Here is a 12416-nt window from a genome sequence, read left to right as displayed (position 1 = left end):
ACCGATGAGCCTGCGCACCCGGCTACTGATACTCGTTATCGCGGCCATGCTGGTGCCGGCCATCCTCGTGGGACTGCGCTTCGCCCAAAATCGCGCCAGCGAAATCAACGCGGCGCTCGCCAATTTGTCGGCAACGGCCGACGATATTTCCAGGGATCTGGACGAGAAAATTCAGGGCACGGCGCAGCTTCACTACGGTCTGGCCCGCGCCCGCGACCTCGACACGTCAGACAAGGCGGCCTGTTCGGCCTTCCTCTCCGCGGTGCGCGAGGAATACCCGCAGTTCACCGGCATCCTGACCATCACACCTGACGGCGCCCTGTTCTGCGACTCGCTGCGGACCAACCGCACTCTCGACTTGCGGGATCGTGCCTATTTCAAACAGGCCCTGACCGCGCACGGTATCGTCACGCTGGAGCCGGTGTTCGGCCGGCTGACCGGGACCTCCGTGCTGCAGATCGCGTACCCCACCCGCTCGGAATCCGGCGATCTGAAATTCATCCTGCTCGCATCGTTCAACTTGCGCAAATTCGCCGAGTACGACAAGCGCCTGCTGAACGGCAAGGATGTGCTGCTGGTTGACAGGAAAGGCACCGTCCTGGTCGTCCCGCAGGGAAAGGGGTGGACCACGCCCGCCGGCGCATCGATCGCAAACTCGGACCTGTTCCGGTTTGCGGCCGCAGCAAATCACGAACCCTTCCACGAGATGCAAGACGCTGAGGGCCGGACGCATGTATGGGCCGTCGCCCGCTCGCCTTCGATCCGGGACGCCGGCCTCTATATCATGGTGGGGCTGCGCAAGGACGGCCTGGTTGCCGCCGCCAACCGCCGCGTCTACGAGGATCTGGCGATGCTAGCGGTGGCCTCGCTGCTGCTGCTCGCAGGCGTCTGGCTGCTGGCGACATTGGGCGTCGGCCGTCAGGTCGGACGGCTCGCCGGGATGGCGCGGCGGCTCGGCCTTGGCGATTTGAGCGCGCGGATTCCCGAGCCACACCCAGGCGGCGAACTGGGCGGGCTGATGACGCTGCTCAACGGCACCGCCGAGTCGCTCGAGCGGCAGCGCGCCGCCATCGACGAGCTCAATCAAAAGCTCAGTCAATCCCAGAAGATGGAGGCGATGGGTCAACTCACCGGCGGCGTCGCGCACGATTTCAACAATCTCTTGACCGTCATCCTGGGCAACGCGGAATACCTCGCCGAGAAGCTGGCCGCGAACCGGGAACTGCACACCATCGCCGACAGCATCGCCACCGCCGCCGAGCGCGGCTCGGACCTCACAAGGAGCCTGCTCGCCTTCGCACGCAAGCAGCCATTGACGCCGCAGGACATCGACATCGGCCAGAAAATTCTCGGCATGGAACAATTGCTGCGGCGGACCCTGGGCGAACATATCGAATGCGAATTCCTGCTCGATCGGGACTTGTGGCGCGCCAGCGTCGATCCCGGTCAGTTGGCGTCCGCGCTGCTCAATCTGGTGCTCAACGCGCGCGATGCGATGCCGCAGGGCGGCAAGCTGACGGTCGAGGTCCGCAACATCGCGCTCGATGAATCCGACCTCGACGTCAATGGCGAGGCGCGGCCCGGCGATTACGTCGAGGTGGCCGTGACCGATACCGGCAGCGGTATGATTGCCGAAGTGGCCAGCCGCGCCTTCGAACCGTTCTTTACCACCAAGGAGGTGGGCAAAGGCACCGGCCTCGGCCTCAGCATGGTCTATGGGTTTGCAAAACAATCCGGCGGCGCGATGCAAATACGCTCCGAGCCGGGACGCGGCACCGCCGTCAGGCTTTTCTTCCCCCGCATCAATGCCCCGCACAGAGGCGCCGCGCCGCCCGCTGACCAGCTCGCCGCACATGCCGGCACCGAGACCATTCTCGTTGTCGAGGACAATGATCTGGTCCGCGCGTATGTTGAAAAGGAGCTGAAGGAGCTTGGTTATCGCGTCATCGTGACACGCAATGGCCGCGAGGCGCTGGAGGTATTGCGCCAACGCAGCGAGATCGATCTGCTGTTTACGGATGTGGTGATGCCCGGCGGCATGTTCGGACCCGAGCTTGCCAGGGAAGCATCGCGGCTGCGGCCAGAACTCAAGGTGCTTTTCACTTCCGGCCACACCGAACATCCGGTCCAGCCGCTCGACAGCCTCGACAGCGAAGCGAAAATTTTGAACAAGCCGTACCGGCGAAACGACCTGGCGCTGATGCTGCGGCGTGCGTTGAAGGAGAGTTGAGCGGCTAGGAGGACAGCAGCAGGAAGACCACGACTAGATTTGCCACGAACAGGATCGCGTCGATGACAAATATCCGGAGCATCGGGCCCTTCAACACCGGCCAGTACGCCACCCCGACGCGTCCCCCGCGCATCAGGACCGGAAGGTTATAGGCGAACTGACTGAAGTGGCACGCGGCAAAGAACAGGAATAACGCAAGCTGCGCGTCAGCGGCCCCAAAGAAGGGCGGCCGGGCCAGCAGATACAGCGACAGCAGGCCGATTGGCAGATTGATCCCGCCCAGGAACGCCACGCTGGCCGATAGGGTCGGCGCGATCGGATTTCCGCGCTCTTCCCGCGGCACCAGTATTTTCAGCGTATTGCTCTGGGCAATGCTGAACTGGATGAAGGCGCCGCCGAACCAGAGTGTGTTGAGCAGCAGGACGAAATCCGAAAATCGCATCGTTACTTTCCGTACATGGCTATTTTCCGTAGAAGGCCTCGCTGCGCACCACACGGCCGGCAGCGTCGAAGTCCATGAACTCGCTGGCGCGCGTGTCGCCCAGTTGCCACCAGACCGTCAGGCGCGCGATCGTATCGTCCCAGCTCCAGCTCAGGATTTTCAGATCGGCGCTCTCGATGTGTCCGTAAGCCTTGCGCCAGTAGGCGCGAATGTTCTCAAGGCCCGCGACCACAGGAGAATCCGTCAGTTTGAGGGCCAAGGGGGAACGCATCTCCGCGTCGTCGGCAAAGTGCGAGACGACAGCGTCGATATCAACCTTGCACCAGCTTGCGCACCACGCCTCGACAAAGCGTCCGGCGGCGGCCCGGTCCATCGTCTGTTTGCTCAAGCTCCCGCACCTCCTCGGCATCACTGCAGAGAAAGTTGTCACGGCACGATCTTCAAGTCAACTATATTGACCTTAGAAATCAATTGCTGTCGGCGATAGCCCCCATGACGGCCATCCACGCGGCAGCGCCACGCGGGCCGACACGATCGAACGCCTCGCTCACGACCTTGCGCTCGTAGTCCGATGCCCGTTGTTCCGTGCGTTTTCCTGCTTCCGTCAGCCGCAGCAATTTGGAGCGATGCTGCTCGGGCGACCGCCTCGAGGTCAGCATCTTGCGCTCCAGCAGCAGGCTGAGCGGCCGGTTCAGGGCTTGTTTGGATATGCCGAGAATTTCAATCAGCGAGCCGATCGACACGTCGGGCTGCCTGGCAACCACGTAGAGAATGCGGTGGTGCGGGCGTGACAGGCCAAGGGTCGCAAGATACTGGTCGGCGGAAAGCGTCATCCCGCGCCAGCCGTAATACATCAGCTCCAGCGCCGCGTCCAAATCATGGAGTTTCTTGAGCGAGGCGCGGTGCAAGCCCGCGGCGTGAGGCACAGTTTTTTGCATTTTCCTACCGCATAGAATTGGCTTGAGGAGAGGTTACCCGAGCGCCCGCAATTCGCGTCGAAGCACCTTGCCGGTCGCGGTCATCGGGAGGCTTTCCGCGAACTGCACGAAGCGCGGATATTCGTGGGCGGCGAGTTGCACTTTCACGAATTCCTGGATCTCGCGCGCCAGCGCGTCACTGGGCGTAAAGCCCGGACGCAGCACGATCCAGGCCTTGATCGATTCGGTACGGATCGGATCGGGAATACCAACCACCGCCGACATCGCCACCGCCGGGTGCTTCATCAACGTGTGCTCGATCTCCGACGGACCGACGCGATAGCCGGCCGTGGTGATGACGTCGTCCTCGCGGCTGACATACCAGAAGTAACCGTCCTCATCCTGCACGCCGAGATCGCCGGTCAGCAAGAACTCGCCGGCATACTTCTTCGCCGTCGCTTCCGGATTGCGCCAATATTCGATCATGGTGCACGGACAAGGCTGGCGAACGCCGATGACGCCGCGGGTACCACGCGGCAGCTCCTCGCCCTGGTCGTTGACGATGCGCACGTCAAAACCGGGCGTCGCCCGGCCCATCGAACCCGGCCTGATCGGAAACAGTTTGGAATTGCTGCCGATGACGAGATTGCATTCGGTCTGGCCGAACACTTCATGGGCATCGACGCCGAACGTAGCGCGCACCCAGTCGAGCAGTTCGCCGCCCAGCGACTCGCCGCCGGTGAAGATGCTGCGAAGCTTTACGCCCGCGTTCTTCACGCCGGCCTGCCGCATCAGTTTCAGCGCCGTCGGCGGCAGGAACACGTTGCGGATGCCGTGCTCGGCCATGACCGCCATCGCCGCCTGCGGCTCGAATTTGCGCGCGCGGTGCCCGACCAGCGGCACGCCGTGATACCAGAAGGCAAACAGTCCGTTGATCAGCCCGCCGATCCAGGCCCAGTCCGCCGGCGTCCACATCAGGTCGCCGGGTTTTGGAATGAAGTCGTGGCACATCTCGACATTGGGCAGATGGCCAAGCACGACGCGGTGCGCATGCAGCGCGCCCTTGGGATTTCCCGTGGTGCCCGAGGTGTAGATGATCAGGCCGGGATCGTCGGCCGACGTATCGACGGTCGTAAAATCCGGTGATGCGGCTTTCAACGAAGACCAGAACGGCTTGGTACCCGCGGGCGCGCGATCGCCGATCACATAGATGGTCTTCAGCTCGGGCAGGCGGTCGCGGATCTTTGCGAGCTTGTCCCAGCCGGCCTCGTCGGTGATGACAGCTTTGGCCTCGGAATTACCGAGACGAAACTCCAGCGCGTCCTCGCCGAACAGCGCGAACAGGGGAATCGAGATCAGGCCGGAGCGAAACGCCGCCAGATGCGCGATCGGCAATTCCAGCGATTGCGACAGAAACACCGCGACGCGGTCGCCGCGCACGAGGCCATCGGCCTCAAGTACATTGGCGAAGCGCCGTGACAGGTCCGCAACCTCGTCGAACGAGGTCTTGGTGGCGGTGCCGTCCTCGTCGATATAGATCAGCGCGAGGCGGCCAGAGCCGTCGGCATGACGGTCGCAGCACGCGGTCGCGATGTTGAACCGCGCCGGGATATCCCAGCGGAAGTTGCGGTACAGGGTTTCGTAGTCGGAGGCTTCGGTGAGCATGGCGGAGAGGCCCTCGAATTTTTGCGTCGTCCCGGCGAAGGCCGCGACCCATACTCCGCGGCAGGGGTTGTTGGAGAAGAAAGACAACCACCAGCGCGTAAAAACAATTACCGCCGGTGGCTATGGGTCCCGGCCTTCGCCGGGACGACATCCAATGAGATATCCACTCATCCCGCGAGCGCGGCCTTCACCAATCCGCTGGCTTTGCCAAAATCCATCTGGCCGGCGTATTTCGCCTTCAGCACCGCGATCACCTTGCCCATGTCCTTGATCCCGGCGGCGCCGGTTTCAGTGACCGCGGCCGATATCGCCGCCTTCACATCATCTTCCGACATCTGCTTCGGCAAATAAGCGGAGATCACCGCGATCTCCTCGCGCTCCTGCGCGGCGAGTTCGGCGCGGCCGCCCTTGTCGTAGAGTTCGACGGATTCCTGGCGCTGCTTGATCATCTTCTGGAACACGCCGAGCAGGTCGGCATCGCTGAGCGGCGGCTTGCCCTCCCCGCGTGCGGCGATGTCGGCGTTCTTGATCGTCGAATTGACCATGCGCAGCGTGGACAGCTTGCGCTCGTCCTTGGCCCGCATCGCGTCCTTGACCGCATTGTTGATGTCGTCGCGCAGCATGTTCGTATCCTTCGGCTATCAGAGCCCTGATCTAGGCTGTTCGCGCTCTCGAAACAACCTAGCCCCGAAGCCATTCCGTCAGCGCGTCGGCGGTCTCCTGCGGCGCTTCCACCTGTGGCAGGTGACCGCAATTGGCCAGCACCACCAGTTTGGCCCCGGGAATGCCGCTCGCCATCTCCATCGAGAGCGAGTTCGGGATGGTGTTGTCCTGGTCGCCGGTCAGCACCAGCGTGGGGCACCTGATCCACGCCAGCGTGGGGCGCGAATCCGGCCGCCCGATCACGGCGGTCTGCTGGCGGACGAACCCTTCCGGCCCGATATCGTCGCCCATGTCATGGACCAGCTGGCGTAGCGCGGCATCGCCCTGCCGCGACGGGTGCACGAAGCCGGGAAACAGCTCGTCGAGCACGGCGCGGTATTCGCCGCCTTTGGCGCGGGCAATCATGCCCTGGCGGCGCGTCGTCGCTTCGCCGGTGTCGGGCCGCGCCTGGGTGCTGATCAGCGCCAGCTTCGCCACCCGCTCGGGGGCCTGTCGCATGATCTCGAAGGCGATGTAGCCGCCCATGGAATGCCCGGCGAGCGCAAAGCGCGGCGGCGCTTCGGCCAGGATCCGCCGGGCGATGGCGCCCATATTGTCGTCGCGCTTGTGATTGGCGACTGTCACCGGCCCCAACTGCCAGAGGGCCGGCACCACGGGGCCAAAGAGCCGCGGCGAGCACGCCAGACCCGGAACGAGCAGGATCGGCATCGTATTGTCCATGCGGACTCCTGATTGGGCGCCTTGGGGTGAAAAGCGGCCCTAGCTTCTTGTTTTGACGCGTTTTCTTGACGCGAACCGGCGTCCACTTCGCTCGAAAACGCTATGAAATGGGAACTCCAGATTAGGCTGGTGGCACAGCCTGTCAAATATGCAGTGAAACGCGTGTGAATCCGCGTTTTTGGGGGTTCACGCGGCGGGGTACGCCGACTATGTAATGCGCTCATGACAATCCCTGAAAACTCGTCAGCCTGGCCGGACCTCAAACCGACCGCGCTCCTCGTGCTCGCCGATGGCACCGTGCTGGAAGGCTTTGGCCTCGGCGCGGAAGGCCAGGCGGTCGGCGAAGTCTGCTTCAACACCGCGATGACCGGTTATGAGGAGATCCTCACCGATCCCTCCTATGCCGGGCAGCTCATCACCTTCACCTTCCCACATATCGGCAACGTCGGCACCAACGACGAGGATATCGAGACGGTGAACATGGCGGCGACGCCGGGCGCGCGCGGCGTGATCCTGCGCTCCGCCATATCAGATCCTTCGAACTACCGCTCGGCGAAACATCTCGACGGATGGCTGAGGGCGCGCGGCATCATCGGCCTTTCCGGCATCGACACCCGCGCGCTGACCGCGCTGATCCGCTCCAAGGGCATGCCGAATGCCGTGATCGCGCACGCCAAGGACGGCAAGTTCGACCTGCACGGCCTCAAGGAAGAAGCGCGCGAATGGCCCGGCCTCGAAGGCATGGACCTGGTGCCGATGGTAACTTCCGCCCAGCGCTTCACCTGGGACGAGACGCCGTGGGGCTGGGAAAAGGGCTTTGGCCGCCAGACCGCGCCCGAATTCAACGTGGTCGCGATCGACTACGGCATCAAGCGCAACATCCTGCGGCTGCTCGCCGGCGAAGGCTGCAAGATCACGGTGGTGCCGGCGACAACGTCGGCCGAAGACATTCTGGCGATGAAGCCGGACGGCGTGTTTCTCTCCAACGGCCCCGGCGATCCTGCCGAGACCGGCAAATACGCGGTGCCCGTGATCAAGCAGGTGATCGATTCGGGCACGCCGACCTTCGGCATCTGTCTCGGCCACCAGATGCTGGGCCTCGCCGTCGGCGCCAGGACCAAGAAGATGCATCAGGGCCATCACGGCGCCAATCATCCGGTCAAGGACGAGACCACCGGCAAGGTGGAAATCACGTCCATGAACCACGGCTTTGCGGTGGACCAGGACACGCTGCCCAAGGGCGCCACGCAGACCCACATCTCGCTGTTCGACGGCTCCAATTGCGGCATCCAGCTCGACGGCAAGCCGGTATTTTCCGTGCAGTACCACCCGGAAGCCTCGCCCGGGCCGCGGGATTCGCATTACCTGTTCAAGCGGTTCGCGGATCTGATGCGGGCGAACAAGCGGGCGTAAGCGCCACCGTCTTTGCCGGGCTTGACCCGGCAATCCATCCACTTTGAAGATTGATGGATGCCCCGATCAAGTCCGGGCATGACAATCTGTCGTCCGCATATGACAATCTGTCACTGGATTGCCGTCTAAAGTCTTAGTATGATGTCGGTAATATTAAACAGGAACCGCCCAATGGACACCGCCCCCGCCCCCAAGGTCGAATACGGCGTGACGCCGACCAGCGTGATGGCGTCGATGACGGGTCTCGAATTCGTCCGCGCGATCTTCGAGGGCAGATTGCCGGCGCCGCCGATCATGGAGAATGTCGAGCCGTTCGATTCCACCGCCGAGAACGGCGTCGTGACCTTTCACAGCGTGCCGGGCTTCCGGCACTACAACCCGATCGGCTCGGTGCATGGCGGCTACGCCGCGATCCTGCTGGATTCCGCGATGGGGCTCGCCGTCCACACCACGCTGCCGGCCGGCACCGGCTACACCACGCTGGAATTCAAGATTTCCTTCATCAAGGGCATGACCAAAGACACCGGCCCTGTGAAGTCGGAGGGCCGCACGCTCAGCGTCGGCCGCCGCGCCGCTACCGCGGAAGCGCGCATCACCGATTCCAAGGGCCGCCTGCTCGCCCACGCCACCACGACCTGTCTGGTGTTTGAAATCCCGAAGGGATGAGACTGGGAACGCGAGGCCCTGACAGCGGTTGAATCCCGACGTATGGTTTGTACGTGGGAGAACGATCATGTCCGTCGTCAGCGAAGACCTTCAGCCGCTCACCTTCGACTTCGTCGATGACGGCCTGGTGCCGAACAGCAAGATGCCGTTCCTGGTCTACAAGCGCGCGGTCGACGTCGACAACGATCATCCCGAAAAGACCATCGAGGGCCTGTTCGGCGCCAATGGCTGGGGCGCGATGTGGCGCAACGGCGTCTATGATTATCTGCACTACCACGCGACCGTGCACGAAGTGCTCGGCGTCGCCCGTGGCAACGCCGTCGTTCGGTTCGGCGGCGACAATGGCACGGATCTCGCGATCGCGGCCGGCGACGTCGCGATCCTGCCCGCGGGCACCGGGCATCAGTGTCTGTCTTGCAGCGCCGATTTCTCCGTCGTCGGCGCCTATCCGCCCGGCCCGCCGGTCGAGATCACCCGCGCGACGCCGGAGAATCACGCGAAGGCGTTGAAGACGATTCCGGAAGTGAAGCTGCCGAAGGCCGATCCGGTGATGGGGACGAATGGACCGCTTGTAAAACTGTGGAAGCGCGGCTGACACTTCCTTCCTTCTCCCCTTGTGGGAGAAGGTGGCGCGAAGCGCCGGATGAGGGGTTTCTATCCGCATCTGGAAATCTTGCCGCGAGGAGAGAACCCCTCACCCGTCTTCGCTTCGCGAAGCCACCCCAAGAGCGAGCTTCGCTCGTCTCGATCCCACAAGGGGAGAGGGCAAACAAAATAGAGTCCCGCATTGGAGGCATGACGCACGGTGCTGGATCAGCGCCGCCGTTATGTGATTGACTTTCCCTGTCCGAGATCAGGCCAACGTGATCCGGCCAGCACAGGGAAACGTCCAATGACAGCCAACCCAGACATGACCATCCGCGACATCACCGTGACGATGCTGCGCCTGCCCTGGGCCGACGATCCCTCGCTCAAGGGACACGCGCTGGGCCCGACGCGCGACATCCTGATCTGCGAAGTCGAGACCGCAGGCGGCGTCACCGGCATGGGCTATCTGTTCGTGTTCCGCCCGGGCATGAAGTCGATCGCGGCGTGTCTCGAGGAGTGCATCATCCCGCGCGTGAAGGGCAAGGACGCCACCGCGATCGAGGCGATCTGGCGCGATCTGTGGACGGCGACGATGACCTATGGCCGCGGCGGCATCGCCGCGATGGCGATGTCGGCGATCGACATCGCGCTGTGGGACGCGGTCGGCAAGCGCGCCGGCCTGCCGCTGCACCGGTTGTGGGGTCATTATCGCTCTGAAATCCCGATCTACGGCTCGGGCTGCTTCCGCGGCGCCGGCGGCGACGGCATGATCGAGAAGGCGCTGCACTTCGTGAAGCAGGGCTACAAGGCGATCAAGATGCAGGTCGCGCATGTGCACACGCCCGCGCAGGACCTCGATAATGTACGCCGCATGCGCGAGGCGCTCGGGCCCGACATCGACATCATGATCGACGTCAATATGGGCTGGAGCGCCGACGTCGCGATCGAGATGGGACGCAAATTCGAAAAGTACGATATCTACTGGCTCGAGGAGCCGGTGCCGGCCGACGATTTCGCCGGCTACCAGCGCATTGCCGCAGCTCTCGACATGCGCGTCGTCGGCGGCGAGACCCATTTCACGCGCTACGATCTAAGGCCGTTCTTTATCAATCCCTGCCTGCCGATCCTGCAGCCCGACCCGATGCGCGGCGGCATGACGGACCTGCGCAAGATCGCAGCCCTTGCAGACACCTGGGGCATCACCATCGCGCCGCATCTGTTTCCCGAACTCAACGTGCACCTCCTGGCCTCGATCCCGAACGGCATCTGGTGCGAGAACATGGGGCTGATCGACGACCTCTGGGTCGATCCGCCGCAAATTGCCAACGGCATGATCACCGCGCCGGAGCGGCCGGGACATGGGCTGCAGTTCAAGGAAGAGGTGCTGAAGCACAGGATTTAGCGGCATACTCTTTTCCCTTCTCCCCTTGTGGGAGAAGGTGGCGCGCGAAGCGCGACGGATGAGGGGTTCTATCCACACCGTAAGATTTATCGTGAGGAGAGAACCCCTCATCCGGCGCTTCGCGCCACCTTCTCCCACAAGGGGAGAAGGGGAAGAAGCAATCTCACGCCGCGTTGGCGCTTTCCTGACGGCTGGCTTCGAACAGGAACCAGGTGCGGCGCTCGGTCTCGTCGACGAACAATTCGAGCAACTGCGCGGTGCCGGTATCTTCGTGGTCGTCGCAAAGCTTGTGGGCTTTGCGCATGGCGGCGGCCATGTGCTTGTTGTCCTCCATCAATTCGCGCAGCATTTCGCGCGGCGGGACGTAAGCCTCGTTGTTGTCCTGAATGGTCTGCAGCTTTGCGATCTGCCCGATCGAACGCAGCGTGATGCCGCCAAGCTTGCGCACCCGCTCGGCGAGCTGATCGGTGGTACCGAAGATCGCCTCCGCCTGCTCGTCCAGCATCAGATGGTAGTCGCGAAAATGCCGGCCGGAGACGTGCCAGTGGAAATTCTTGGTCTTCATGTAGAGTGCGAAGGCGTCGGCCAGCAGCACGTTGAGCGACGCCGAAATCTTGTCCACCGCGGCCTGCGGCAGATCGGTCGGCGTATCGAGATCGGGGGACACTTTTTCGGATTTGTTGGCTTTGCTCACGTTGAACCTTCCTGTTAGGAAACCGGACAGCGGTGGCATTGGACATTGGCCGCCGAACACCCTGACGCATCACTTTCCCGGCGGTTCCTTGCCGGAAACCCCTGTTTGCCGGACGCAGCCCCGATGGACGAATGGATCGACTATTACGATTCCACGCATACGATCTATGCGAGCAAGCTTCATCGAGACCTGCATTTCCAGATCATCGCGCGCGACATCATCGGCTACATCTCAACCCCTGACGCCGTGGTGCTGGACTATGCCTGCGGCGAGGCGCTGTCGGCGGCCAAGGTGGCGGACGCCTGCGCAAAACTCTATCTCGCCGAACCCGCCCCCGGCGTGCGCGGCCGGCTGATCGCGCGCTTTGCGCCGAACACCAAGATCCGCGTCCGTTCGCTGGATGAGCTCCGGAGTATGGACGCGCAGTCGATCGATCTCGTCGTCATGAACTCGGTGGCGCAATACATGACGCAGCAAGAGCTGGATTCCGCATTCGCGGTCGTTCGCCGGCTGTTGAAGCCGAGCGGGCGGCTGGTGCTGGGCGATATCCTGCGGCCCGAGGTCGGCATGGGGCGAGACGTGCTGGCGCTGTTGAAATTCGCAAGCGCCCACGGCTTCCTGACGGACGCGCTCTACGGCCTCGCCTCAACCGCGCTGTCGGACTACCGGCAATTGCGCACCCGTGTCGGCCTGCAACGCTACAGCGAAAGCGAGATGATCGCCAAGCTGACGCGGGCCGGCTTCGCCGCTTCGCGCGCGCAGACAAATATCGGCCACAACCCCTGGAGGATGACCTTCATCGCCCACCACCCATCGGTGCGCTAGTTAGGGTTAATAAAAGGTAAACGTAGCTCACCCGCCCGTGATCGGTAATGATCGCCTTGGCCCGGTGGCGGAAGCGACAACGCGAGAACGATGCAACGTTCTTATCCTGGTTCAAGTCCAGGCCGGGCCTCCAGCCTTCGCTTGCTGCGCAAGCTACGGCTCGGCAAGCCCCGTCGTAGCGAAGGCTGCCG

General features: G+C 63.1%; 13 protein-coding genes and 1 pseudogene. 7 read left to right on the top strand and 7 right to left on the bottom strand.

Features of this window, described 5'->3' with window-relative positions:
* Window positions 1-4: 4 nt before the first annotated feature.
* The gene (locus tag JQ574_RS22090) at window positions 5-2230 is read left to right on the top strand and encodes an ATP-binding protein (protein ID WP_212207698.1); all 2226 of its coding nucleotides are present in this window, start codon (window positions 5-7) and stop codon (window positions 2228-2230) included.
* A gap of 4 nt (window positions 2231-2234) precedes the next feature.
* Here the strand turns inward: JQ574_RS22090 and JQ574_RS22085 are convergent, their stop codons facing one another.
* The 6 genes from JQ574_RS22085 to JQ574_RS22060 form a co-directional block, all read right to left on the bottom strand.
* Window positions 2235-2672 (bottom strand): hypothetical protein, encoded by a 438-nt coding sequence (locus JQ574_RS22085; protein WP_212207697.1) that lies wholly within the window; start codon window positions 2670-2672, stop codon window positions 2235-2237.
* 19 nt (window positions 2673-2691) lie between these two features.
* Window positions 2692-3045 (bottom strand): nuclear transport factor 2 family protein, encoded by a 354-nt coding sequence (locus JQ574_RS22080; protein ID WP_212207817.1) that lies wholly within the window; start codon window positions 3043-3045, stop codon window positions 2692-2694.
* Between the two features lie 94 nt (window positions 3046-3139).
* Window positions 3140-3610 carry a MarR family winged helix-turn-helix transcriptional regulator gene (locus JQ574_RS22075; protein WP_212207696.1) on the bottom strand — a complete coding sequence of 157 codons (471 nt, stop codon included), beginning with the start codon at window positions 3608-3610 and terminating at the stop codon, window positions 3140-3142.
* A 33-nt stretch (window positions 3611-3643) separates the two neighbouring features.
* Window positions 3644-5254: an acyl-CoA synthetase gene (locus JQ574_RS22070; protein WP_212207695.1), complete on the bottom strand. Its 1611-nt coding sequence runs from the start codon at window positions 5252-5254 to the stop codon at window positions 3644-3646.
* A gap of 167 nt (window positions 5255-5421) precedes the next feature.
* Window positions 5422-5877, bottom strand: a complete 456-nt coding sequence (locus tag JQ574_RS22065; RefSeq protein WP_212207694.1) for a GatB/YqeY domain-containing protein — start codon at window positions 5875-5877, stop codon at window positions 5422-5424.
* Between the two features lie 58 nt (window positions 5878-5935).
* Window positions 5936-6637 (bottom strand): alpha/beta fold hydrolase, encoded by a 702-nt coding sequence (locus JQ574_RS22060; RefSeq protein ID WP_212383836.1) that lies wholly within the window; start codon window positions 6635-6637, stop codon window positions 5936-5938.
* Window positions 6638-6859: 222 nt separating this feature from the next.
* Here JQ574_RS22060 and carA point away from each other — a divergent pair, with 222 nt between their 5' ends.
* The 4 genes from carA to JQ574_RS22040 all read left to right on the top strand — a co-directional run bounded on the left by carA (window position 6860) and on the right by JQ574_RS22040 (window position 10706).
* Entirely contained in the window at window positions 6860-8050 is a 1191-nt protein-coding gene (carA, locus tag JQ574_RS22055; RefSeq protein WP_212207692.1) for a glutamine-hydrolyzing carbamoyl-phosphate synthase small subunit, read from the top strand.
* A gap of 171 nt (window positions 8051-8221) precedes the next feature.
* The gene (locus JQ574_RS22050) at window positions 8222-8716 is read left to right on the top strand and encodes a PaaI family thioesterase (RefSeq protein ID WP_212207691.1); all 495 of its coding nucleotides are present in this window, start codon (window positions 8222-8224) and stop codon (window positions 8714-8716) included.
* A 67-nt stretch (window positions 8717-8783) separates the two neighbouring features.
* Window positions 8784-9311, top strand: coding sequence for a hypothetical protein (locus JQ574_RS22045; protein WP_212207690.1), 528 nt, complete (start codon window positions 8784-8786; stop codon window positions 9309-9311).
* Window positions 9312-9608: 297 nt separating this feature from the next.
* Complete coding sequence (locus JQ574_RS22040; RefSeq protein ID WP_212207689.1) at window positions 9609-10706, top strand: mandelate racemase/muconate lactonizing enzyme family protein; 1098 nt, start codon at window positions 9609-9611, stop codon at window positions 10704-10706.
* 163 nt (window positions 10707-10869) lie between these two features.
* Here JQ574_RS22040 and JQ574_RS22035 read toward each other — a convergent pair whose 3' ends face one another.
* On the bottom strand, window positions 10870-11400 hold the full coding sequence (locus tag JQ574_RS22035; protein ID WP_212383833.1) for a Dps family protein: 531 nt from the start codon (window positions 11398-11400) through the stop codon (window positions 10870-10872).
* 123 nt (window positions 11401-11523) lie between these two features.
* Here JQ574_RS22035 and JQ574_RS22030 point away from each other — a divergent pair, with 123 nt between their 5' ends.
* Both JQ574_RS22030 and JQ574_RS22025 read left to right on the top strand, forming a co-directional pair.
* On the top strand, window positions 11524-12225 hold the full coding sequence (locus JQ574_RS22030; RefSeq protein WP_212207816.1) for a class I SAM-dependent methyltransferase: 702 nt from the start codon (window positions 11524-11526) through the stop codon (window positions 12223-12225).
* Window positions 12226-12283: 58 nt separating this feature from the next.
* A pseudogene (locus tag JQ574_RS22025) lies at window positions 12284-12358 on the top strand.
* Window positions 12359-12416: the final 58 nt, after the last annotated feature.

The sequence above is a fragment of the Bradyrhizobium sp. AUGA SZCCT0158 genome, assembly GCF_018130065.1.
Lineage (GTDB): Bacteria > Pseudomonadota > Alphaproteobacteria > Rhizobiales > Xanthobacteraceae > Bradyrhizobium.
The sequence above is the reverse complement of the archived record's forward strand: the minus strand, read 5'-3'. Positions and strand labels throughout refer to the sequence as shown.